The 22,422-nt window shown below is 71.2% G+C and carries 17 protein-coding genes; 6 read left to right on the top strand and 11 right to left on the bottom strand.

Annotated features, from left to right (window positions below; genetic code table 11):
• Window positions 1-89: 89 nt before the first annotated feature.
• Complete coding sequence (locus tag ACJ8AN_RS11540) at window positions 90-989, top strand: 1,4-dihydroxy-2-naphthoyl-CoA synthase (protein WP_407755346.1); 900 nt, start codon at window positions 90-92, stop codon at window positions 987-989.
• Window positions 990-995: 6 nt separating this feature from the next.
• Here the strand turns inward: ACJ8AN_RS11540 and ACJ8AN_RS11535 are convergent, their stop codons facing one another.
• Window positions 996-3,812, bottom strand: coding sequence for a vanadium-dependent haloperoxidase (locus ACJ8AN_RS11535; protein ID WP_407755345.1), 2,817 nt, complete (start codon window positions 3,810-3,812; stop codon window positions 996-998).
• A gap of 139 nt (window positions 3,813-3,951) precedes the next feature.
• Entirely contained in the window at window positions 3,952-5,352 is a 1,401-nt protein-coding gene (gene asnS / locus ACJ8AN_RS11530; RefSeq protein WP_407755344.1) for an asparagine--tRNA ligase, read from the bottom strand.
• Window positions 5,353-5,575: 223 nt separating this feature from the next.
• Between asnS and ACJ8AN_RS11525 the strand changes: the two genes are divergently transcribed.
• Window positions 5,576-7,123: an amino acid permease gene (locus ACJ8AN_RS11525; protein WP_407755343.1), complete on the top strand. Its 1,548-nt coding sequence runs from the start codon at window positions 5,576-5,578 to the stop codon at window positions 7,121-7,123.
• A gap of 21 nt (window positions 7,124-7,144) precedes the next feature.
• Here the strand turns inward: ACJ8AN_RS11525 and ACJ8AN_RS11520 are convergent, their stop codons facing one another.
• The 4 genes from ACJ8AN_RS11520 to ACJ8AN_RS11505 all read right to left on the bottom strand — a co-directional run bounded on the left by ACJ8AN_RS11520 (window position 7,145) and on the right by ACJ8AN_RS11505 (window position 10,207).
• The gene (locus ACJ8AN_RS11520) at window positions 7,145-8,287 is read right to left on the bottom strand and encodes a cyclic nucleotide-binding domain-containing protein (RefSeq protein ID WP_407755342.1); all 1,143 of its coding nucleotides are present in this window, start codon (window positions 8,285-8,287) and stop codon (window positions 7,145-7,147) included.
• 157 nt (window positions 8,288-8,444) lie between these two features.
• On the bottom strand, window positions 8,445-9,179 hold the full coding sequence (locus tag ACJ8AN_RS11515; protein ID WP_407755341.1) for a competence/damage-inducible protein A: 735 nt from the start codon (window positions 9,177-9,179) through the stop codon (window positions 8,445-8,447).
• A gap of 12 nt (window positions 9,180-9,191) precedes the next feature.
• The gene (gene tmk / locus ACJ8AN_RS11510; protein ID WP_407755340.1) at window positions 9,192-9,872 is read right to left on the bottom strand and encodes a dTMP kinase; all 681 of its coding nucleotides are present in this window, start codon (window positions 9,870-9,872) and stop codon (window positions 9,192-9,194) included.
• Window positions 9,869-10,207: a hypothetical protein gene (locus ACJ8AN_RS11505; protein WP_407755339.1), complete on the bottom strand. Its 339-nt coding sequence runs from the start codon at window positions 10,205-10,207 to the stop codon at window positions 9,869-9,871. The genes tmk and ACJ8AN_RS11505 overlap by 4 nt, the downstream gene beginning before the upstream one ends.
• A gap of 94 nt (window positions 10,208-10,301) precedes the next feature.
• Here ACJ8AN_RS11505 and ACJ8AN_RS11500 point away from each other — a divergent pair, with 94 nt between their 5' ends.
• Window positions 10,302-10,802 (top strand): ureidoglycolate lyase, encoded by a 501-nt coding sequence (locus ACJ8AN_RS11500; protein WP_407755338.1) that lies wholly within the window; start codon window positions 10,302-10,304, stop codon window positions 10,800-10,802.
• Window positions 10,803-10,823: 21 nt separating this feature from the next.
• Here the strand turns inward: ACJ8AN_RS11500 and thrC are convergent, their stop codons facing one another.
• From thrC to ACJ8AN_RS11480, 4 genes are read right to left on the bottom strand one after another with little or no spacing between them, the layout of a single operon-like run.
• Window positions 10,824-12,152 (bottom strand): threonine synthase, encoded by a 1,329-nt coding sequence (gene thrC / locus ACJ8AN_RS11495; protein ID WP_407755337.1) that lies wholly within the window; start codon window positions 12,150-12,152, stop codon window positions 10,824-10,826.
• Between the two features lie 4 nt (window positions 12,153-12,156).
• Window positions 12,157-12,717, bottom strand: a complete 561-nt coding sequence (locus tag ACJ8AN_RS11490; RefSeq protein WP_407755336.1) for a hypothetical protein — start codon at window positions 12,715-12,717, stop codon at window positions 12,157-12,159.
• A gap of 54 nt (window positions 12,718-12,771) precedes the next feature.
• On the bottom strand, window positions 12,772-13,413 hold the full coding sequence (locus tag ACJ8AN_RS11485; RefSeq protein ID WP_407755335.1) for a protein-L-isoaspartate(D-aspartate) O-methyltransferase: 642 nt from the start codon (window positions 13,411-13,413) through the stop codon (window positions 12,772-12,774).
• Between the two features lie 44 nt (window positions 13,414-13,457).
• A complete protein-coding gene (locus ACJ8AN_RS11480) occupies window positions 13,458-15,212 on the bottom strand; it encodes a glycoside hydrolase domain-containing protein (protein ID WP_407755334.1) in 1,755 nt (584 codons plus the stop codon).
• A 200-nt stretch (window positions 15,213-15,412) separates the two neighbouring features.
• Here ACJ8AN_RS11480 and ACJ8AN_RS11475 point away from each other — a divergent pair, with 200 nt between their 5' ends.
• Window positions 15,413-15,775 carry an STAUR_1299 family protein gene (locus tag ACJ8AN_RS11475; RefSeq protein WP_407755333.1) on the top strand — a complete coding sequence of 121 codons (363 nt, stop codon included), beginning with the start codon at window positions 15,413-15,415 and terminating at the stop codon, window positions 15,773-15,775.
• A 25-nt stretch (window positions 15,776-15,800) separates the two neighbouring features.
• Window positions 15,801-17,003, top strand: coding sequence for an alanyl-tRNA editing protein (locus tag ACJ8AN_RS11470; RefSeq protein ID WP_407755332.1), 1,203 nt, complete (start codon window positions 15,801-15,803; stop codon window positions 17,001-17,003).
• A gap of 74 nt (window positions 17,004-17,077) precedes the next feature.
• Here the strand turns inward: ACJ8AN_RS11470 and ACJ8AN_RS11465 are convergent, their stop codons facing one another.
• On the bottom strand, window positions 17,078-19,060 hold the full coding sequence (locus ACJ8AN_RS11465) for an SIR2 family protein (RefSeq protein ID WP_407755331.1): 1,983 nt from the start codon (window positions 19,058-19,060) through the stop codon (window positions 17,078-17,080).
• Window positions 19,061-19,279: 219 nt separating this feature from the next.
• On the opposite strand from ACJ8AN_RS11465, the gene ACJ8AN_RS11460 reads away from it, so the two are divergent.
• Window positions 19,280-22,090, top strand: a complete 2,811-nt coding sequence (locus ACJ8AN_RS11460) for an ATP-binding protein (protein WP_407755330.1) — start codon at window positions 19,280-19,282, stop codon at window positions 22,088-22,090.
• Window positions 22,091-22,422 lie beyond the last annotated feature (332 nt).

Here is a 22,422-nt window from a genome sequence, read left to right as displayed (position 1 = left end):
CTCACGCTCCAGCGCGAGCTGCCCGGTATCTGGTAGCGCCCCGTGCTCCTGGCGACTAGGGTCGCGCCCCTCGCCAGGAGTGAAAGACCATGAAGGTTTCAGCCATTTTCAATCCCTCGCGCTGGCGCGAGGTCGAAGGCTTCGAGTTCGAGGACATCACGTACCACCGGGCGGTGGACCAGGGCACGGTGCGCATCGCCTTCAACCGCCCCGAGGTGCGCAACGCCTTCCGTCCCAAGACGGTGGACGAGCTGTACACCGCGCTCGAGGACGCGCGCACGACGACGGACGTGGGCTGCGTGCTCATCACTGGCAACGGGCCCTCGCCGAAGGACGGCGGCTGGGCGTTCTGCTCGGGCGGGGACCAGCGCATCCGCGGCAAGGACGGCTACAAGTACGAGGGTGACGAGGCGGGCAAGCCGGATCCCGGCAAGCTGGGCCGGCTGCACATCCTCGAGGTGCAGCGGCTCATCCGCTTCATGCCGAAGATTGTCATCGCCGTGGTGCCGGGCTGGGCGGTGGGCGGCGGGCACAGCCTGCACGTGGTGTGCGACCTGACGCTGGCCAGCAAGGAGCACGCGCTCTTCAAGCAGACGGATCCGGACGTGGCGAGCTTCGACAGCGGCTACGGCTCGGCGCTGCTGGCGCGGCAGGTGGGCCAGAAGAAGGCGCGGGAGATCTTCTTCCTGGGCCTCAACTACACGGCGGACCAGGCCGCGGCCATGGGCATGGTGAACGCGTCGGTGCCGCACGAGCAGCTCGAGGAGGTGGCCCTGGAGTGGGCGGGCCTCATCAACTCGAAGAGCCCCACGGCCATGCGCATGCTCAAGTACGGCTTCAACCTGCCCGACGACGGGCTGGTGGGCCAACAGCTCTTCGCGGGCGAGGCGACGCGGCTCGCCTACGGCACCGAGGAGGCGCAGGAGGGCCGCGACGCCTTCCTGGAGAAGCGCAAGCAGGACTACAAGCGCTTCCCCTGGCACTACTGAGACACGTCAGGGAACGGCGGTGCCGTCGAAGTACGCCCGGGCGCGCTCGACGGCCGCCAGCCCCACGTCGTATCCGAGCCGGCGGCCCACGAGGTCGTCCGGCTCGAGGTGGATGCCGCCCCACAGGCGCGATTGCCCGGCCTGATCCGCCGCGTCTTGGTACGTGGCCCACTGCAGGCGGAGCTCCGAGGACGGGCCCCGCTCGAAGCCGAGGTACTCGTCGCGCTTCGCCACGAACTCCCCCAGGCCCCCCGGGAAGTACGAGCTGCCGGTGAGCGAGGTGAGGACCTCGGCGGCCGAGCGGCTGAAGGTGCTGTGTCCGGAGATGAAGCCCGGGAAGGCCGGCGTCACGAAGGTGCGCAGCTGGTACGGCATCCACTCGACGGCGCGCACCCAGCCGATGCCCCCCACCTCGTTCTTCCTGTCTCCCGGCTCGCCGCGCCACGCGTACACGGCCACCTGGCCCTGGAAGCGCGCCAGGTGCGCGTGCTTCTGCCCCGGCGCCGAGCTCTGCTCGGTGATCAGCTCGATGAGCCCGGTCTCCAGCGGCAGCCCGTTGGGGTGGTAGGACGGACCCGACGGGTCGGACGACTGGCCCAGCCCGCCCATGTAGCGGATGAGGGAGATGGGGCGCACGGTGATGAACTGGCGCTTGATCTCCCAGGCGGTGATGGCCGCGTCGTGCACGGCGCCGTTGAGGGCCAGGTACACCTTCACGTCCCACTCGAGCGGCTCCAACACCTCCCCGGTGCCGAAGAGGCGGCGGCTGAAGTCCGGCGCATCCGCCACCTGGTTGGCGAGCACGTTCCAGTGTCCCGGAGGCGTCTCGGACCTGGGCCCGTCCGCCCAGAACTCGGCGAGCACGCGGCCGAAGTCCCCGCGCCGCACCAATTGAGACGCGTACGGCTTGCCGGTGACGGGGTTCACCGGATGGCCCGTGCCGTCATTGGCGCCCAGGCTGTTGTTGCCGGTGGTGCCCGGGGACAGGTCCATCAGCACGCTGCCGCCGAGCTGGCTGGACTTGCGAATGACATCCACGACGTAGTCGCGCATCGCGGCCTCGCCGAACGCGGGCGCCGGCCCCGGGTCGTGGTACAGGCCGCCGCCCGAGGGCCGCGTCATGGCGAAGGGGGTGACGTTCCTCCAGTGCGCGCCGATGTAGCCCTGCACACCCGACTGGGTGTCGATGCCATTCTGGGTGACGGACACCGCCAGATTGAGCGGCTGCCAGACGGAGGGATTCGTCAGGACCGAGCCCGGCTCATCCACCACGAGCGGCGCGTTGACGAAGGAGAAGCCGGTGGTGTCCGCGTAGTCGTTCTTCTCGTTGGCACCATCATTGGCGCCGAAGTCGATGAGGGCCTGGCCGATGCGGTTGCCCAGGGCACGCGGGCTGTCCCCCGTCGACGTGGTGTCGTCCGGGTCATAGCCCAGCTTCTTCATGAAGGCCGTGAAGCAGGCGGCCGACGTCTTCCCGCCGAGGGCCGTCGTGTAGCGGTGCGCGAGCACCCGGTAGGCCGCGTAGCTGATGGCCTCGGCGCGGGCCTGGGCCACGTCGGGAGCGGTGAGCTTCTCGTGCACGAAGGTGCCATCCGCGGTCGCGTCATACGCGGCCCACGCGTCCCACATGGCGGCGGACACGTGGTACAGGTTGCGCGCGTGCACCGTCGGGCGGGGAATGTCCCTCCGGATGGCTCCCAGGAGCTGCTCGTTCCAGCGCCGGGCGATGGAGCCCGTCGGACGAGGGTCCACCTGATCCTCCGGGCACGTGGCCGGCTGAGCGACGGGCTCTGAAGGGACGGGCCTGGCCGGCGTCACCGCCCCGCCGAAGTGACCGATCGCGCCGCCATCCAGCTTGGGGGATTGGACGTTGCCGCCCACGGTCCATATTCCGCCCTCGGGATCCACCCAGACGCCCTGGAGGAACTGGACCTGGAAGTCGAGCCGGTGGTCCACGAGCTTCCACTGACCGTTCTCGCGGCGGAACATCTGGCCGTAGGTGCCCACGGCGTAGCCGGTGCCATCCGCGGTGATCGTCACGTCCTGCAGCATCTGGCAGCCCGAGGGCGTCTTGTCCTCGAACTGGCCGGAGGCGTTCAGCTCCAGCACCCTGCCGCCCACGCGGCCGCCCACCACCACGACCGTGTCGCCCGTGCCGGACACGGAGACGAGGCGATCCGCGATGCCGGTGGGGATGACCTCGAAGGCCCCGCCCTCGTGCGAGTGGAGCACCACGCCCTGGGCGCCCACCACGTAGACGTCGCCCTTGCCATTGCCCCAGACCTTGAAGAAGGGCAGCAGGTCCCCATCCGCGGTGCGCGGCAACTGCGCATGGGGGAGCGCCACCTCGCGCCAGACCGAGCCGTCGTAGTGCCACACGAAGCCGCCCCGGTTGGGACCGCTGCCCACCGCCCAGACATCCTCCAGGCTGGTGCCCCACAGCCCGTAGACGGTGTGGCGCGCGAGCCCCGGCGTGCGCATGCGGGTGAACTGGCCCTTGGTGTCGTAGCGCAGGATGGTGGCGTTGGAGCCCGCCATCAGCGCCTCCCCGTTCGGGAAGGGAAGCACCGCCCAGGCATCGAACCGCATCCCGGGGACCAGCTCCGACCAGCCCAGGCCGTCGTAGTGGAGCAGCCCGGGACCGCGGCCGCGATCCATGCCCACCGCGAAGACGTCCCGGTGGGAGCGGCCGCGCACCGACAGGAGCGCCTCGGGCCTTCCCGAGGCCACCAGGGACCAGGTGCCCGAAGGGGGCGGAGTCGGCTCGGGCTCACACCCGCCGAGCAGTGCGGCGAACAGCACCAGCAACGGTAACCGGGACATGTCTTCCCCTCGTCAGATGCCACCCGATTACCACGGGACGCCGTGCGGGGACGAGGGGGGGAACCCGGGAGGTACATACCCTCACCCCAACCCTCTCCCGGTGGGAGAGGGAGGGTTGCGCGAGGGAGTGCTTCGTGAATCAGAACTGCGCCCAGCCCGGCACGCGCGGGTAGGGAATGGCGTCGCGAATGTTCTGCAGTCCGCACATGTAGACGATGAGCCGCTCGAACCCGAGCCCGAAGCCCGCGTGCGGCACCGAGCCGTACCGCCGCAGATCCCGGTACCACTGGTAGTGCTCGGGCTTGAGGCCGAACTGCTGCATGCGCTTGTCGAGCATGTCCAGCCGCTCCTCGCGCTGGCTGCCGCCGATGATCTCCCCGATGCCCGGCGCCAGCACGTCCATCGCCGCCACCGTCTTCCCGTCCTCGTTCAGGCGCATGTAGAACGCCTTGATCTTCTCCGGGTAGTTCATCACCACCACCGGCCGGCCCACGTGCTCCTCCGTCAGGTAGCGCTCGTGCTCCGTCTGGAGATCGTTCCCCCACTCCGGCTGGTAATCGAACTTCTTCTTGGCCTTCTTCAGGATCTCGATGGCCTCGGTGTAGTCGATGCGCTCGAAGCTGGAGTTGATGAACTTCTCCATGCGCTCGATGACGCCCTTCTGCTGGCGCTCCTCGAAGAACTTCATGTCGGGGGCGCACTCGGCGAGCACCGCCTTGAAGACGTACTTGAGGAAGCGCTCGGCCAGGTTCGCGTCCTCGTTGAGGTCCGCGAAGGCGATCTCCGGCTCGATCATCCAGAACTCGGCCAGGTGCCGCGTGGTGTTCGAGTTCTCCGCGCGGAACGTGGGGCCGAACGTGTACACCTTGGACAGCGCGAGGCAGTACGCCTCCACGTTGAGCTGGCCGGAGACGGTGAGGTAGGCCTCCTTGCCGAAGAAGTCCTTGCCCCAGTCGATCTTCCCGGCGTCCGTGCGCGGCGGGTTCACCACGTCCAGCGTGGACACGCGGAACATCTGCCCGGCGCCCTCGGCGTCGCTGGCGGTGATGATCGGCGTGTTCACCCAGAAGAAGCCCTCTTCGTGGAAGAAGCGGTGCACGGCCTGCGCCGCCACGTGGCGCACGCGGGTGATGGCGCCGAACGTGTTGGTGCGCGGACGCAGGTGGGCCACCTCGCGCAGGAACTCCAGCGTGTGCTGCTTGGGCTGGATGGGATAGGTGTCCGGGTCGTCCACCATGCCGAGCACCTTCACCTCCTCGGCTTGAATCTCGAACGACTGGCCCTTGCCCTGCGACTTCACGAGCGTGCCCCGGGCCACCACCGAGCAGCCCGCGGTGAGGTGGAGCACCTCCTTCTCGTAGTTGGGCAGCGTATTGGGCGCGACCACCTGGATCGGATCGAAGGTCGAGCCATCGCTCACGTTGACGAAGCTGATGCCCGCCTTCGAGTCACGGCGGGTGCGCACCCAGCCGCGCACCTCGATCTTGGTGTCCGGGGCGACCGAACCCTCCAGCGCCTTCTTCACACTGACGACCTGCATGACTCCCCTTCCCTTCCTCACGAGTCTCGGAGAACGCGGAGTTAGCCGCCCGCTGGCCAGAGGACAAGTCCCATGAGCACCCTCCGGGCAGCCAGCCAGTGCTTGACAGCTTCCCCGCCCTCCTCCAGGGCGGGCCCGGGGCGCTCCCCACCAGGAGCCAACGCGGCGCGGCACGGCCGGGAGGAGACCCGGTGGGTGGGAACGTGGTAATCCCGGCCTACCCATGCGTTCCCTCTTTCAACGCAAGCAGATCGCCGACCTCCTCCCCGAGGGAGAGTCGTCCGGGGGCCTGAAGCGCGCGCTCGGCACGGGCGATCTCGTCATGCTCTCCATCGGCGCGGTCATTGGCGCCGGCATCTTCTCCACGCTGGGCACCGCGGCCGCTGGCGAGGTGCTCCCCACGGGCGAGGTCGTCCGCCACGGCGCCGGCCCCGCGCTGGTGGTGTCCTTCCTGCTGCTGGGCGGCGTGTGCGCCCTGGCCGCGCTCTGCTACGCCGAGCTGGCGTCGATGATCCCCCAGGCCGGCAGCGCCTACGCGTACTCCTACGCGACGCTGGGCGAGCTGATCGCCTGGATCATCGGGTGGGATCTCATCCTCGAGTACGCGGTGGGCAACGTGGCGGTGGCCATCGCCTGGGGCGGGTACTTCAACTCGCTCATCTCGCCCTGGGTGCACATTCCGGACTGGCTCACGCACGGCTACTACAACGTGCAGGCGAGCACGGATCCGGCCATCCACGGCCTGCTGGAGACGGCGCCGCGCCTCTTCGGCCTGCCCGTGCTGGTGAACCTGCCGGCCTTCCTCATCGTGCTGCTCATCACCTGGCTGCTGGTGATCGGCGTGAAGGAGAGCACCCGGGTCAACAACGTCATGGTGGTGGTGAAGCTGCTGGTGCTCACGATCTTCGTGGGCGTGGGCGCGCTGCACATCAACCCGGCCAACTACACGCCCTTCGCACCCAATGGCTTCATCGGCGTGCACCAGGCGGCGGCCATCGTGTTCTTCGCCTATATCGGCTTCGACGCCATCTCCACCGCCGCCGAGGAGACGAAGGATCCCCAGCGCACCATGCCCAGGGGCATCCTGATCGGACTGGCCGTGTGCACGGTCATCTACGTCATCGTCGGGGCCGTGGCCACGGGCCTCATCCCCTACCAGCAGCTCAAGTCGTCGGATCCGCTCGCGCACGCCTTCGAGGTGGCGGGGCTCACGCAGTTCAGCTGGATCATCTCCCTGGGCGCGGTCGTCTCCATGGCGGCGGTGCTGCTGGTGTTCCAGTACGGCCAGCCGCGCATCTTCTACGCCATGGCGCGCGACGGGCTGCTGCCCCCGTGGGCTTCCAAAATCCACCCCAAGTACCGCACGCCCCACGTCACCACGCTCATCACCGGCGTGCTGGTGGCCGTGGGTTCGCTGGTGGCCGATGACGCCGCCACGTACGACCTGACCAACATCGGCACCCTGTCCGCCTTCATGCTGGTGTGCCTGGGCGTGCCCGTGCTGCGCCTCAAGGAGCCGGACCGGCCCCGGCCCTTCAAGGTGCCCTTCGTGTGGCCGGTGTCGCTCGGCGGTGCCGCCGCGTGCCTCTTCGTCATGAAGGGCCTGCCGGTGCACGCCTGGGAGCGCTTCGGCATCTGGCTGGCCATCGGCCTCGTCGTCTACTTCGCCTACGGCTACCGCAACTCCGTGCTGCGGCGGGGCGTGGCCCCGGTGAACCTGGAGGCCCCGGTCTCCCCGAGCCCCGGCGTGGAGCCCCCCGGCAACGCGTAGGGGCTCCTCGGAAGTGGGACCTCAGGCGCCCGGCGAAGCCTCGCCGCGCGCCGGGGGCGCCCAGAGCAGCCCGGCGGAGTGCAGCAGGCGCTCGTTGCCCAGCCGCGAGAGCGCCTCGCACAGCCCGGTCTGATCCAGCAGGTGCCGCTCGCAGCTGCCCCAGTCCAGCCGCAGCAGCAGGCAGGACGTCTCCGCGCGCACGGTGGCGGTGGCCGACAGGCCCAACATCAGGGCGATCTCCCCGAACATGTCGCCCTCCCCCAGCGTGCGCACGAGCTGCTCGCCGCCCTGCGGCTGGGGATGCAGCACCTGGCACCGCCCCCGCATCAGCAGGTAGAGCGCATCCACCGGCTTGCCCTGCTCGAGCAGCGTCGCCCCTGCGGGCCTGGCGCACAGCTGGAAGTCCCGGGCGACGGCCTCCCTCCGCTCGGGCGACAGCAGCCGGAAGAGCGCGTTGCCCCGCATCACGTCATTCAGCAGGCGCTCGCGCTGGTAGGTCCGCAGCGCCTCGGCCACGGCGGGGTGCCGCTGGATGATGTGCTCCAACCGCTCCCGCGAGAGCTCCAACACCGCCGTGCGCTCGAAGGCCTTGACGCTCGCGAGCCGCGGCACGTCGGAGAGGATCGACATCTCCCCGAAGAAGTCGCCCTCGCCCATGAAGGCCACCGTGCGCCGCCGCCCCGACTTCAGCGTGCGCACCACCTCCACGCTCCCCTCCACGAGGGCGAACATGGAGTTGCCCGGCTCTCCCTCCTCGACGATGACGTCCCCGGGCTGGAACTCCCGCAGCTCCAGGGCCTCCATCACCGACAGGAACTCCTTCTCGCCGAGCCGCGCGAGCAGTGAGACGCGCGCCGGCTCCGGCTCCCCGCTCGCCCGCGCCAGGGTGGCCGCCACCCGGGCCAGGAGCCTCGGGACGGCAGGCCCCGAAGGAGCCAGCGGATCCATCCGCCGGGAGTCGAGCTCCGCGAGCAGCCGCCGCGTCGGCTCATGATCCGGCTCGAGCCGGAGGATGACCTTGCACAGCGCGATGGCTCGCACCAGCCACCCCTGCCGGGCCCAGGCCTCCGCCAGGTGCTCGTAGTCCGAGAGAGCCTCTTCCGGCTGCTGGCTGGAAGTGTGTGCAACGGCCCCGTCCTCCTGCTGCCGCGACGTGTCGGACATGGTTCCCCTCTGACAGGGGCAGCACGGATTTCGTGGCTTCGACCCCTATCTACCCACCAGGGTGCGCCCTCCCCCTCCCGGTGTCTGTGAACGGTTTCACAGGACTCGAGAGCTCACCCTCACACCCGGCCGGAGGGGCGCCAGGGAGGACCTACACCTACTCCGTGCGCAGCACCGAGCCCGCCGGCAGCCCCGCCTGGAGCCGGGCCACGGCCTGCTCGACGGCGTCCTTCTCCACGCTCTCCACCGTCACCTTCACCGAGTAGTCCAGTGTCCGGTCGAACATGGGATAGGAGCCAATGGCCACATGCGGCATATCCAGCGCCACCCGGTCCAACACCGACGCCACGGCGCTCTCGCCCAGGCCGAGGTAGAGCACCCGCAGGTGCACCGGCGTGCCGCTCAGCCGCGACAGCACCGCCTCGAGCTGCGCCCGGAAGAGCTGCGGCACCCCGGGCAGCAAGAACACGTCCTCCACCGTCAGCACCGGGTACCAGCTCCCCGGCTGGGCGATCAGCACCGCACCCTCGGGCGCATCCGCCAGGCGCAGGGCCTCGGCCGTCGGAGCGTCCACGGCCTTCTGGCGGATGAGCTCCACCATCTCCGGCAGCCGCACCACCCTGCGCCCCATGGCCAGCGCCACCGCGCGCACCGTCACGTCGTCGTGCGTGGGCCCGATGCCGCCACTGGTGAAGACGTATTGGGCCCGTAGCCGGGCCCGCGCCACCGCTTCCACGATGACGTCCACCTCGTCCGGGACAATTTCCAGCGAGCGCAGGGGAATGCCCACCTCGCGCAGACGCCGGATGAGGTGGGGGCCATTGGCATCCACCACCTTCGCCGTGAGGACCTCGTTGCCGATGATGACCGCCGCCGCGCCGGTGGGCTCCATGCGGCCGGGACTCTACCGCACCGCCGCGCGTCCGGGCTTGCGTCCGAGCAGCTTGCGCACGTGCGCCAGACAATCGGCCGTCACGGCCTCCACCGACTGGTCCCCGTCGATGCGCACCACGTGCTCGCGCTTGCCCCGCAGCCGGATGGCCGCCTCGTACTGCTTGGAGATGCGGCGCTGCTTCTCCTCGGCGTCGAAGAGCTCCTCCGGGCCTCCCCGCGCCGCCCGCCGCCTCGCCGCCACCTCGATGGACACCCCGACGAAGAGCGTCAGGTCCGCCGGTACCGCGTGGGCGTTGATCTCCTCCACCCACTCCATGGGCAGCGACGCCCCCTGGTAGGCCAGCGACGAGAGCACGGAACGGTCGCTCAGCACGACCTGCCCCGCCTCCAGCGCGGGCAGCACCTTGGCGCGGAGATGATCCGTCCGATCCGCCGCGTACAGGAGCGCCAGCGTCTCGGGGGCCAGGGGCTGCGTGCCCGAGGGACCGGGCAGTACCATGCGGCCCGTCAACGCCTGCCGGATGAGGACACCCACCGGCCCGTCCGAGGGCTCGCGCGTGGTGAGCACGGGGTGGCCCTCGGCCCGGAGCGCGGACGCCAGCCGCTCCACCTGTGTGGTGGTGCCCGCGCCGTCCAGACCCTCGAGGACGATGAGACGCCCGCTGCGAGCGGGCTTCCGGGCCGGGCTCACTGGGGCAGCAGCGCCGTGGGATCGTCCAGACGCAGACGGCGGCGCAGCTCCAGCAGGGTCTCGAAGCGCACCAGCTCGTCGGCCAGCACCGTGCGGCCCTGGCGGTAGCGCACCAGCCCGTAGAGGCCCAGGCCCACGGTCGCCGCCAGACCCAGCCACGCCACGTACGGCGCCCTCGCCGAGTCCCAGAAGAGCTTGGCCGTGGCGCATCCGAGGATGACCGAGACGATGAAGGAGATGCCCGCGTGGGCGAAGAGAAGCGTGCTCTGCCGGGTGGACAGCGCCTCCTGGAGGCGCTCGAGCTGCTCGTGGAGATTCTGCGTTTCTGCGTTCACGGGGCGGCGAACCTAGCGGAACCCGGGGGCCACGTCGAGTCGCCGGAAGCCCGTCCCACTCCTGGACCCCCGCCCCGCGCTAGACTCCGCCGGCATGCCCATCCACGCGCGGCCACTCACCCGGGAGGCGTTCGCCCCCTTCGGCGACGTCATCGGCCTGGAGCTCTCCGGGGGCTCCAGCGCCAATCAGGGAACGGCCACCCGGTATGACCGGATCGCCCAGCTCACCAACAGCCGGCCCGGCGCCCAGCCCAACCTCGCCGTGTTCCGCTCGGTGGCCAAGGTCCTCCCCTTCGAGGTCCGCCTCCTCGAGCGCCACCCCTGCTCCACCCAGATGTTCGCGCCGCTCGCGTGCCGGCGCTTCCTCGTCGTCGTCTGCCCGGATGATGCTCGCGGCGAGCCGGACCTCTCCGGCCTGCGCGCCTTCGTGTGCGGCCCCGGCCAGGGCATCAACTACCGCCCCAACGTCTGGCACCACCCCATCATCGCGCTCGACGGGCCGGCCGATTTCCTGATGCTCGCGTGGGAGGATGGCACGGCGCTCGACTGCGAGGAGCGCCCGCTCTCCACTCCCCTGCTCGTCACGAGCGACTGACCCCGTCTCCGGGGCCGGCCCTCACAGGTCCGCGAGCGCCTTCTTCACCGCGCCCAGGTCCGCCGGGAGATCCACCGGCGGGTTGGCGTAGCGGCTCGTCACGTCCGCCAGCGCGCCCCGGTGGTAGCCCACCTTGAAGTCCGGGAACTTCAGCCCGTGCGCCGTGGACACCACCGCCACTCGCGCACCCTTCGCAATCACGCCCCGCGCCACCAGCTTCTCCAGCGCCGCGAGCGCCACGCCCGTGTGCGGGCACGTGAAGGTGCCTTCCCGGTCCGCCCTCGCCGCCGCGTTGGCCAGCTCGGACTCCGTCGCGTCCTCCACCACCCCGTCGAAGCTCTTCAGCATCCGCACCGCGCGCCGGAACGACACCGGATTGCCAATCTGGATCGCCGACGCCAGCGTGCGCTCGGCCTTCATCGGCTCCAGCTCCTTGAAGCCGCCCCGGAAGGAGCGCACCAGCGGGTTGGCCCGCTCGGCCTGCGCCACGGCGATCCGCGGCCGCCGCGTAATCAGCCCCAGCGCGAGCATCAGCTCGAAGCCTTTGCCCAGCGCGCTCGCGTTGCCCAGGTTGCCGCCCGGAATCACCACCCAGTCCGGCGGCTCCCAGCCCAGGTCCTGGCACAGCTCGATGGCCACCACCTTCTGCCCCTCGATGCGCAGCGAGTTCATCGAGTTGGCCAGGTACAGGCCCGCGTCCTGCGTCACCTGCTGCACCAGCCGCATGCAGCCGTCGAAGTCCGTGTCCAGCGACAGCACCCGCGCCCCGTTGGCCACCGGCTGCACCAGCTGCGACAGCGACACCTTGTCCTTGGGCAGGAACACCACCGAGGGAATCCCCGCCGCCGCGCAGTAGGCCGACAGCGCCGCCGAGGTGTCCCCCGTCGACGCGCACGCCACCGCCCGGATGGGCACGCCCTTCGCGCGCATGTGCTTCACCGACGACACCAGGACCGTCATGCCCCAGTCCTTGAAGCTGCCCGTCGGCGAGACGCCGCACTCCTTCAAGTCCAGGCTCGCCAGTCCCAGCTCCGCCGCCATGCGCGGCAGCGGCTTGAGCGGCACCCGCCCCTCTCCCAGCGAGACGATGTCCTCCGCTGGCAGCTGCGGGTACACCCACTCGTGCTTGCCCCAGACGCCCGAGGCGTACGGCAGCCGCGAGGAGCCGAAGCGCTGCTCGAAGCGCCGCCGCCACTCCTCCGCGGGCACCGAGCGCAGCGCTTCCACGTCGTGCGCCACCTCCAGCAACCCCTGGCAACGCGGGCAGCGGTAGACGACCTCCAGCAGCGAGGCGCGGAAGCCGCACCCCTCACTGCAGGCATACTCGGCGCGGAAGACGGGCGCGCTCATGGGCTCACTCCGCCGCCGGAACGAGGATACCGCACGTGACGCACGCCCGGCCCGCGTACGCGGGCGAGTGGCACTTCGGGCACGAGGTCCGCTCACCGGACTGGGGCAGCTTCGCGGCCGCCACGGGCTGGGCCGCGCGCACCTTGGGCAGCCGCATGCCGCAGCGGTCGCACACGGCCCCGCTCTCCTGCACGTTGCGGCAGTAGCGGCAGACGACCGGGCCCACGGGCGCCGCCGTCCGGTGTCCGTCCGACTCCGCGCGCCCCGTGTCCACGTCCGGAATGGGCGCCACCATGACGTTGGGCGCCGCCGCCGCGCGCCCCGTGTCCATGTCGGGCATCGCCTGCACGGGCACCGTCGGCACCGCCTGCTGGGCCGTCAGCTCCAGGTCGGGAATCGCCGCGACAGGTACCGGCGCCCGGCCTCCCGCCAGCTGCGTCTGCTCCAGTTCCGCCAGCGGCGCCACCGCCACCGCCACCGGGCCCGTCACGATGAGCTTCTTTCCACAGACTTCGCACTCGGCGCCCTGAGCCTGCTGGTGCTCACACACGGGGCAGATGATCATGGGCCGAGAGGTTAGCGGCCCCGCTCCACCCGGGCAATGCATGGGTGGGGGGCCTCAGTGCAGGAAGTCAGGCGGGGGCGCGCTCGTCATGGGGACGAAGCGCACACCCAGCAACTTCTCCACCTGGGGCGCTCCTCCCTCGAGCGGCCGGGTGACGCGGATGAGCTCCTGTGCTCCATGGCGCGGGCCCACCGGCAGCACCAGACGCCCCCCGGGCCGTAGCTGCTGGTAGAGCGCTGGAGGCAGGTGCTCCGGGGCCGCGGTGCCCATGATGGCATCGAAGGGCGAGGCCTCCGGCCAGCCAGCCGTGCCGTCGCCTACCTGGTAGCGGATGTTGTGGAACCCCAGCTGCTCCAGCCGCTCGCGCGCCGGCCCCGCGAGCTCGGCGACGGCCTCCATCGTGTACACCTCGCCGCAGAGCCTCGCGAGCACGGCCGTCTGGTAGCCCGAGCCCGTCCCAATCTCCAGCACCCGCTCCCCCGGCTGGGGATTCAGCGCCTGGGTCATGTACGCCACGATGAAGGGCTGGCTGATCGTCTGCCCGTGCCCGATGGGCAGCGGCGTGTCCTGCCCGGCCGCCTCCCGCATGGCCGCCGGGACGAACCGCGCCCGCTCGAGGCCGCGGATGACCTCGAGCACACGTGTATCGGAAATGCCCTGCCGCCGGAGTGCCTCCGCGAGCTCCACGTCACCCATGGGGCAAAACCTAATCCCACGCGCGGCACGGCGCAGGTCCTCCCTCACTGCGCCGAGAGCACGGGGCGGATCTCGTCTCGCGGAGGCGGGTCCGGGTGCTCGCGCAGGTACGTGGCCACGGACTCGGGAACCACGAGGCCCATGAGCGTGAGGTAGCGCTCGATGAGCCGCACACGGGCCCGCTCGAAGGCCTCGCCGCCGTCGGGCACGCGCCAGGGAAAGGGGATGACCTCTCGCGCCACCTGCCGGGCGAACGGAGCGTCTCCCGCGTCCCCGACCCGCTTCAACCACTCGTAGTCCTGCATCCCCTGGCGGATGAGCTTGAGCCTCATGGAAGGCAGCGGCACCCCGGTGCTCCCTCCAATGGCGGAGACCGTTCCCGGATAGAGGAGCGTCCCGTCACCATTGCCCCCGTAGGCGTACTGGTTCGTCCACGCCGTGGAGAGCATCTCCACCACCTGGTAATAGAGCTCGCCCGTCGCGCCCACCTGGAAGGAGATCCACTCCAGGGCACGCGCCCTCGTGGACGGACGATCCACCATGTACGAGGGCCAACCCTGTCCCGGAAGGTTCTCGGGCCGGAGGGGGCCGCCGCAGCCGTGGGCGTTACAGCTCTGATAAAGCCACAGCTCCCGGTCCGGCAGGCGGAGGAACGACTCGTAGGACGGGAACGACCCGCCCCCCCGCGAGCGCGCCTCCTCCCCGTAGAGGTAATCGACCAGCACCACGGCGAGGTCGACGAAGCCGGTCAGCCCCTGCCGCTCCATTTCCTCGAGGGAGCCGATGATGAGCATCGTCCGCAGCCGCGGCGCCATCCGCCGTGACAGCGAGGCGCGGGCGCGCACCTCGTCGAAGGAGATGTGCCAGGGAGGCTCGTCGCCCACGGTGGTGAAGGCCAGGGGCTGCCAACCACGCGCGTCCATCTGGGCCTCGAAGTCCGCCAGCCGCTCGGGAGAGAAGGGCCCCCCATACGGCACGCACGTCATCCGCGCACCGGGCAGCCGCAGGGGCGCGGTCCCGTTGACGAACGGCCCCCACCAGGTGTCGTAGGTGGCGGGGTCCGGAAGGTCCTGGGGATCGAAACGGCTGGTGAACGTGAGGCGGTGCTCGAGCCCCAGCTTCTGGAGGTACGCCAACAGCCGCAGCTGCTCCTCCCGCGAGCAAGTCCTCTGGCCCGTGAAGGCCTTGCACACGGCGGGCGTCCACACGGAAAAGCTCGTCCGCAACGACGACGTGCTCGGCATCTCCCAGTCCACCACCGTGAGGAGCACCTCCACCCGCGCGAGGTACCCGGCGCCCTTCACCTCGACCGTGCCGTGGTACTCGCCCGGGGGCGCATCCACCGGCACGTGCACGTCCACCCAGAGGGCTCGCGACTCGCGCGCGGGCACGTCCATCGGGAAGGCCTGGCGCTTCTCGCCCACCGTCTCGTCCACGTCCGGCACCAGCCCATCCGGCCACCACCCCACCTCCGAGTACGGCGTCGGATGGGTGGTGAGCAGCAACGTCTCCCGGTACAGGACGAGGTCCGCGCCCTCGATGCTGCCCGGACCCAGCAACGCGGGCAGGCTCGCGCTCACCCCGCTCCACCCCGAGTCCCCTCCGTGCAGTCCCACCTGGAAGGAAACGAACTCGTTGCGCGCGGCGAACAGCCGCACGCTCGTGTGGGTGCCCGGTGCCGTCTGGGGCCGCACCTTCTCCATGGCGTCCTCGCCCCAGGCGGAGGGCTCGGCGCTCGCACGGGCCGGCAGTGCGAGCACCCACGCCAGCACACCCAGAACACACGCGAGGGCTTTCATGGTGTGTTCATCATGGGAATGATTCCCCTCCCCGTCGTCCCGTCCACCAGTGCGAGGTGAACAGTGGAGCCGACGGCGAGGCGGGCAGGCGCAGCGCTGGCCGCTCCCACGCCAGGGCAGCGGGGGGAGCCCGGGGGAGGTGTCTTCTCGCTTGCACTCGCGCAAGGCGCGTGGTGGGAATCCGCGCCGGAGGAACCCGCATGGACGCCGCTGCCGATGAACTGATCCGCCTCGCCTTCGACCGCGCGCCCGCCCTCGAGGCCAACCACGCCATCGCGCGCATCCGCGACAGCGCGGGCGACGAGCTCTCCGGAGCCACCAGCTACGAGCTCGTGCTTCCCCAGGAGAACGTCCGCGCCTGGCTGCTCGAGTACATGCTGCCGCGGCTGGTGGACTACCTGGAGTCGAGCGGCGCGAAGCTGCCCCACTGCGGCGGCGTGTTCCTCTCCGTGTTCTCCGGGGACACGCTCCACTTCCTCCACGCGAAGGACGTGGTGGAGCTGCTCTCGCGCTGGAGCGGCCTGTCCATGGCCGAGCTCAAGACGCGCTACGGGCCCAAGTAGCCCGCGTGTTATTGCTTTCAGAGTCATGACCCCCACCGAGCGCCTCTACTACAGCGATCCCTTCCTCTTCCGCTTCAGCGGGCGAGTCCTCGCGCATGGCACGTGGAACGGAGCCCCGTCCGTCGTGCTCGACCGCACCGCCTTCTACCCCGAGGCCGGTGGCCAGATGGCCGACCGGGGCGTGCTCGGGGGCCAGGCCCTGCGCGACGTGCAGGTGGATGACGCGGGCGTGGTGCACCACGTGCTGGAGCTGCCCGAGGGCACCGGGCTCCCCGAGGTCGGCGCCGAGCTGACGGGTGAAATCGACCGCGTGCGCCGCCGCGTGCACATGGCCCTGCACACCGGCCAGCACATGCTGTCGCGCGCGCTGGTGGACGTGGCCAACGCCCACACCGTGTCCTCGCGCCTGGGCGAGACGCTGTGCACCCTCGACGTGGACCTGGACGTGCTCGACGAGCGGCGCGTCGCCGAGGCCGAGGACCTCGTCAACGCCATCATCGACGACGACATCGCCATCCGCGCCTTCTTCCCCACGCCCGAGGAGCTGGCCGCCCTCCCCCTGCGCCGCGCCCCCAAGGTGACGGACAACGTCCGCGTGATTCAAATCGGCGGGTTCGACGTGTCGCCCTGCGGCGGGACGCACTGCACGCGCTCGGCGCAGGTGGGCATGGTGCGGGTGCTGGGCGTGGAGCGCTACAAGGGCAAGGGCCGCGTCCTCTTCTCCGCGGGCCGCCGCGCCCGAAGCGAGCTGTGGCAGGAGGCCGCGACGCTGCGCGCGCTCGGCCGGTCGTTCTCGTGCGGACCGCTCGATGTGACCGCCTCCGTGGACAAGCTGCGCAGGGATTTGACCGACGTGCGCGAGGCGCTCGGCGCCGCCCGGGCGAAGCTCGCCGAGTCCACCGCCGCCCAGCTCGCCGCCCAGCTCGCGCAGTCCCCGGACAAGCGCGTGGTGGCCGTGCTCGATGGCGCCACGCCCGAGGACCTGCGCTCCGTCGCCGCGCGTCTCACCAGCCAGCCCGAGGCCGTGGTGCTGCTCGCCGGCCGCGCCCCCGAGGGCCTGGCCGTGCTGATCACCCGCGGCAGTGGCTCCAGCTTCGGCTGCGGGGCCTTCCTCAAGCGCGCCGCCGAGGCCGCCGGTGGCCGTGGCGGTGGCCGCCCCGAGCACGCCGAGGGACGCCTGCCTCCCACTACCGACTGGATGGCCCTCGTGGCCTCGCTGCTCGGCTGACGAGTCCGGGGCCGGAGCCCCCTCCTCTCAGACAGCGGGCGGAGGCACCGCACGACACGGGATGCTGAAGTGCCTCATGCCCGCGCGTCGTCGCGCGCCAGCACTTCCCTCGCGACGAGCTCCACCGCCTGGCATCGCAGGACCGTCTTCCCCTGTGCGTCGCCGCGCACCAGCCCGGCGAAGAACAGCCGCACCTCCGGGTACCTGGTGCGGTGGTCCAGTGGCTCGAGCGCCTCCACCGTCCGGCCCGCGAGCAATTCCTCCAGCACGAAGCGGCAGCTGAGCCTCCCCGTGTAGCCGTTGCGCTCGTCCTCGCGCAGCCGCTCCTGGAGCGCGCCCCGCACGGAGGGGCTGCGCACCAGCCTCGCCGTCACCGACTCCCGGTCGAGCGCTCCCGCTCCGAGCAGGGCTTCCTTCAGCAGGCCCAGGTGGCCGCCCGTGGCCTCGTGCACGTCCCCGGCCCACTGGCTCCCGTTCAGGCCCACGCCCTCGAGCAACTGGCGCACCTCGTCCACCGTGAAGCCGGGCACTTCGCGGCGCGGCGCGTCCTTGTACACAGAGGACTCCGGCGCTTCGTGGAGCAGCCGCGCCATCCGCTCGCCGCCCGCCACCAGCAGGTGGAACTCCACCGTCGACGTCCCCTCCATCAACCTCAGCAGGTGCTTGCCGAGCAGGTCCAGGTGTCCCAAGGGCCCCCACTCGCAGCCCAGGACGAGCAGGTGCTCACGCCCGAGTCCCTCGGCCCGCTTCCGCAAGTGCGCCACCAGGGCATCGGAGCTCGTGACCTTCGCGTCCTCCGCGAGCGCCCGGCAGTAGTCCGTCTCCGTGCACTCCGGCAGGTTCGGTGGCACCAGCCAGGTCACCTGCTTCCCGTACTGTGCCGCCACGCGCCGCGCGAGCGAGTTCGCGCCTCCCTCCTCGGGCGCGAGCAGTACCAGCCGCTGCTCGCTCCGGAGGATCCGCGCGCACTCCTGCTCCAGCGCGGGCCGGAGCACGTGTGGCGGGTCGAGCGGGACAGAGGGTTCCGCCTGGGATACGGGAGGCTCGCTCGGGCCGGCCTGGGCCGGGAGCGAGAAGGACTCGAGCGCGAAGGGGCCCGGCGAGGGCACGGGTGCGCGGGGCGCCGCCTGCGGTGGTGGGTGCGCCGGCCCGGGGGACAGGAAGGCGAAGGGATCGAGGGAGGCCGGTGCCGGCGGCTGCCCGAAGGCCGCTCGCGCCAGCGCGTTCAAGCACGCCGCCAGCGGCGGCCCGTGGTCCTCGTACTCGATGAGCTGGATGTTGTACCGGGGCCACAGCGCTCCGCGCTCGATGCTCCCCTTCTTCATCAGCGCGAAGCTCGGCACCTGCCGGCCCTTGGTGATTCCGAGCACGTGCTCGAGCTGCTTGATGACGTACGGGTCGCTGAAGCTGAAGCCCACGTAGAGGAAGGGCTTGGAACGGATCCAATCGCGCAGCCGCACCAGCGCGTTCGTGTAGTGCGAGTAGCGGCCATCCTGCTGCGTCCCGTCCCCGTAGAGCCGCGTGTAATCGGCCCCGCCGAGGATCAGCGTCGAGAGCCGGTGGATGGTGCCATGCAGGTACCAGAGCCGCGGCGTGTCGGGCGAGGCCTCGGCGTCCATCAGGTGCAGCTCGTCCTCCTGGTCGTTGGAGATGGGCTCCGTGCCCTCCCGGCCCCACAGCAGGACGTCGTCGTAGTTCGTCGTGAGCATCACCTCGGGCTTCAGCGCCCAGAGCGCCCGGACGACGGAGAGATCCGCGTCGGTGGGCCGGCGCACCCGCAGCCGCTCGCGCAGGAAGCGGTTGAAGCGGAACGCCCCCAGCTCCTTGAAGGCGAGCTCCGCCGCCGTGAGGAAGTCTCCCCCGGCGATGCGCTGCCGCACCTCGGCGATCACCGGCTCGGGAAGCGCCTCCTGCTCCAGCCTCTCCGCGAGCCCCTCGAGCAGCTGCTTCCACGAGGGAAACAGCTCCCGCTTCACCCCCATGCTCACGCCCGCTCCCACGAAGGGAACGACCTGATGCCTGCGTACCGCCTCGATCAGCTCTCTGGGAAGGTTCATGGCCCCCTCGCACCGCGGCTCGCAGGCTACTCCGACACCGGCCGCACGGGCACGCCCGACTGGCAGAAGGACGTGCGGCGATCCGTGGCGGCCCGGATGTGCGCCGCCCAACGCTGGGCACCTTGGCGACCGAGAATCCCGGCCCCCCCCGTTCACTGCCGGGCGATGGGGCGGAGCGGTGGGGAGCCGCCGGGCGATCGACCTGTCACGCTGCCGCACATGTTACCCCTGACGGACACGCACGGCTCCCCGCCGCCGCGACTCGAGCGCCTCCTCGAGGTCGTCACGGACGGAGTGCTCGCACTCGACGTCCACGGGCGACCCACCTACGTCAACACCGCCGCCGAGCGGCTGCTGGGCCTCGCCCGCACCGAGCTGCTCGGCCAGACGCTGTGGACACGCCTGCCGGAGCTGGAGGAGACGGAGCTGGGCCGGGCCTGTCAGCGCGCGCTCGCGCAGGGCGTGCCCACCACGGTGGAGGAGTACCTCGCGCCCCTCGGGGCCTGGCTGGAGGCGCGGGTGTTCCCCACCGGAGAGGGACTGCTCGTGCTGCTCCGGGACATGACGGCCCTCAAGCAGGTGGAGGCCGAGTACACGCGCCTGCACGCGCTGGTGATGAGCGCTCCCGCCGTGGCCTTCGTGACGCGTGGGCCCCAGCACGTCTTCGAGCTGTCCAACCCGCGCCACCGGCAGCTGCATGGAGGCCGCGAGGTGCTCGGCCGGCCCGCGCGCGACGCCCTGCCGGAATTGGAGGGCCAGGGGCTGCTCGAGGTGCTGGACCGGGTGTACGTCACCGGCGTGCCCTTCGTGCTGGAGCAGGTGTCGCTGCGGGTGCGGGGCCCGAGTGGCCAGCGCGAGGAGCACCGCTTCCACCTCACCTGCCAGCCCTTGCGCAACGCCGCCGGGCGGGTGGACGGCGTGGCCGCGTTCGCCTTCGACGTGACGGACCTGAGCCGCAGCGAGGCGCGCTTCCGCTCGCTGGTGGTGGCCACCTCCACCCTCCTCTGGACGACGGACGCCACGGGCCACTTCCAGGAGGACTCGCCCACCTGGTGCGCCTTCACCGGCCAGTCCCGTGAGCAGTGGCGCAACGGCTCGGGGTGGCTGGAGGCCGTGCATCCCGAGGACAGGGCGAAGGCCGCGGCCGCGTGGAAGCGCGCCTTCTCCACCCGGGGGCTCTACGAGGTGGAGTACCGCCTGCGCCGCGCCGACGGCTCGTACACCCCGGTGGTGTCGCGCGGCGTCCCCGTGCTGGAGCGGGATGGCTCCATCCGCGAGTGGGTGGGCTCCATCACCGACATCACCGCGCAGCGGCGCGCGTGCCAGGCCCTGGAGCTCATCTCCGAGGCCAGTGCCGCGCTCTCCTCCACCCTCGACATCCACCAGTCGCTGGAGCGCCTCACCCAGAGCCTGGTGCCGCGCTTCGGCGAGTGGTGCGGCGTCTACCTGCGTCAGGGCGATGGCCCCCTCGAGCGGGTGGCCTTCAGCGACGTGGATCCGGTCCGCGCCCTGCGGCTGCGCAAGGCGGGCCGGCCGATGGAGGGGCCGCACGCGCCGCACGGAGTCCTCGAGGGCCGCCGGTCCGTGGTGTTCCCGGCGCTGACCGAAGAGGCACTCGCCTCGGAGCCGGACGTGTCCCGGCGCGAGCCGCGGCGTGCCTTCGTGGGCCTGCGGGGGCTCGCGGTGCCCATCACCACCAACGGGCGCCTGCTGGGCGTGCTGCTCGTGGCGGCCGGCGACGGCTACCGCGCCTACGACGCCGAGGACGTCCGCGTGGCCGAGGAGCTGGCGCACCGCACGGCCATCACCCTGGAGCACGCGCGCCTCTTCGAGCTGTCCCGTCAGGAGCGAGACCGCGCCGAGGAGGCCAACCGCGCCAAGGAGGACTTCCTCGCCACCGTGTCGCACGAGCTGCGCACCCCGCTCACGGCCATCCTCGGCTGGGCCAGCATCCTGCGCTCCGGCCCGCTCCCTCCCGACAAGCAGGCGCGTGCCCTGGAGACGGTGGAGCGCAGCGCGAGGGCCCAGGCGCAGATTGTCGACGACCTGCTGGACATCTCGCGCATCGTCGCCGGGAGGATGCGCCTGGAGCAACGGCCGGTGGAGCTGGCGCCCGTGGTGGACGCGGCGCTGGACGCGGTGCGCCCGGCGGCGGCGGCCCGGGACATCCGCCTCGAGCCCCTGCTGGAGTCCGGGGTGGGGCCCGTGCGGGGAGACGCCCAGCGGCTGCAGCAGGTGGCGGGCAACCTCCTCACCAACGCCCTCAAGTTCACCCCCGAGGGCGGCCGGGTGACGGTGCGGCTGCGGCGCGCCCAGACGCACGCGGAGCTGGAGGTGAGCGACTCGGGCCAGGGCATTCCTCCCGAGTTCCTCCCCCACGTCTTCGAGCGCTTCCGCCAGGCGGATGGCAGCGCCACCCGCAGGTACGGGGGACTCGGCCTGGGGCTGGCCATCGTGCGCCACCTGGTGGAGCTGCACGGCGGCACCGTCCAGGTCCACAGCGATGGCGAGGGCCAGGGCTCCCGCTTCACCGTGCGGCTCCCGCTCGCCGGAGCGCGTGCCCCGGAGGCCCCGGAGTCCTCCACCCCGGGGCTTCCCCCGGCGCCCCCGGAGGCACTGCTGCCCGAGCACCTGCCCGACCTCTCCGGCGTGCGCGTGCTGGTGGTGGACGACGAGCAGGAGACCCGCGAGCTGCTCCGGGCGGTGCTCGAGGAGCGCCGGGCGCACGTGACGACCGCCTCGTGCGCGGCCGAGGCCCTCGAGTCGCTGCGGCGCTCGCCGCCGGAGCTGCTCGTCTCGGACCTCGGCCTGCCGGACGAGGATGGCCACTCGCTCATCCGCCGCGTACGCGCCCTTCCGCCCGAGGAGGGAGGCCGGGTGCCCGCCGCCGCCCTCACCGCCCATACGCGGCTGGAGGACAGGACGCGCGCGCTCGGCGCCGGCTTCCAGGTGTACGTGCCCAAGCCCGTGGATCCCGCCGAGCTGGTGATGGCGCTCGCCCACCTCGTCAACCGCTTCGCGCGGCGCTGAGCGCTGGGGCCTCGAGCCTCTCCCCGTCCACCCCGTCCCCGCGCGGCCGCCTGCTCCGCGGGCGACCCTCGGGAAATCCCCTACCCGCCCCGCTCCGGCAGGGTGGCGTTCCGAGGGGAACTCCGGTTTTTTCCGCGCGTGTGGCCGACTCGTGGGTGGCGGGGTCCGCGCCGTTTCAATCAAGGGTTCATTTGCCTATAGTCCGGGTCCGCTGTGCTGATGGCGAAAGTCCAGGGGAAGAACCCCTGATCGTCGCTGGCCCGGACTCTTCGAGCATCAGCGGAGCGTGTCTCTGTCGGCGCTGGTGCCCGGTGACGGGTGGCGGTGGCCGG

The sequence above is a fragment of the Archangium sp. genome (assembly GCF_045802675.1).
GTDB lineage: Bacteria > Myxococcota > Myxococcia > Myxococcales > Myxococcaceae > Archangium.
Note: the sequence above shows the minus strand (reverse complement) of the source record. Positions and strands in the feature narration are given on the sequence as shown.

What these genes read in the sequence shown, in the direction of transcription:
- ACJ8AN_RS11460 (WP_407755330.1), top strand. Translation starts at nt 19,280, where the DNA reads ATGTTACCCCTGACGGACACGCACGGCTCCCCGCCGCCGCGACTCGAG.
- ACJ8AN_RS11535 (WP_407755345.1), bottom strand. Translation starts at nt 3,812, where the DNA reads ATGTCCCGGTTACCGTTGCTGGTGCTGTTCGCCGCACTGCTCGGCGGG.
- ACJ8AN_RS11520 (WP_407755342.1), bottom strand. Translation starts at nt 8,287, where the DNA reads ATGTCCGACACGTCGCGGCAGCAGGAGGACGGGGCCGTTGCACACACT.
- ACJ8AN_RS11540 (WP_407755346.1), top strand. Translation starts at nt 90, where the DNA reads ATGAAGGTTTCAGCCATTTTCAATCCCTCGCGCTGGCGCGAGGTCGAA.
- ACJ8AN_RS11490 (WP_407755336.1), bottom strand. Translation starts at nt 12,717, where the DNA reads ATGATCATCTGCCCCGTGTGTGAGCACCAGCAGGCTCAGGGCGCCGAG.
- ACJ8AN_RS11470 (WP_407755332.1), top strand. Translation starts at nt 15,801, where the DNA reads ATGACCCCCACCGAGCGCCTCTACTACAGCGATCCCTTCCTCTTCCGC.
- ACJ8AN_RS11480 (WP_407755334.1), bottom strand. Translation starts at nt 15,212, where the DNA reads ATGAAAGCCCTCGCGTGTGTTCTGGGTGTGCTGGCGTGGGTGCTCGCA.
- ACJ8AN_RS11515 (WP_407755341.1), bottom strand. Translation starts at nt 9,179, where the DNA reads ATGGAGCCCACCGGCGCGGCGGCGGTCATCATCGGCAACGAGGTCCTC.
- asnS (WP_407755344.1), bottom strand. Translation starts at nt 5,352, where the DNA reads ATGCAGGTCGTCAGTGTGAAGAAGGCGCTGGAGGGTTCGGTCGCCCCG.
- ACJ8AN_RS11485 (WP_407755335.1), bottom strand. Translation starts at nt 13,413, where the DNA reads ATGGGTGACGTGGAGCTCGCGGAGGCACTCCGGCGGCAGGGCATTTCC.
- thrC (WP_407755337.1), bottom strand. Translation starts at nt 12,152, where the DNA reads ATGAGCGCGCCCGTCTTCCGCGCCGAGTATGCCTGCAGTGAGGGGTGC.
- ACJ8AN_RS11500 (WP_407755338.1), top strand. Translation starts at nt 10,302, where the DNA reads ATGCCCATCCACGCGCGGCCACTCACCCGGGAGGCGTTCGCCCCCTTC.
- ACJ8AN_RS11525 (WP_407755343.1), top strand. Translation starts at nt 5,576, where the DNA reads ATGCGTTCCCTCTTTCAACGCAAGCAGATCGCCGACCTCCTCCCCGAG.
- ACJ8AN_RS11465 (WP_407755331.1), bottom strand. Translation starts at nt 19,060, where the DNA reads ATGAACCTTCCCAGAGAGCTGATCGAGGCGGTACGCAGGCATCAGGTC.
- ACJ8AN_RS11475 (WP_407755333.1), top strand. Translation starts at nt 15,413, where the DNA reads ATGGACGCCGCTGCCGATGAACTGATCCGCCTCGCCTTCGACCGCGCG.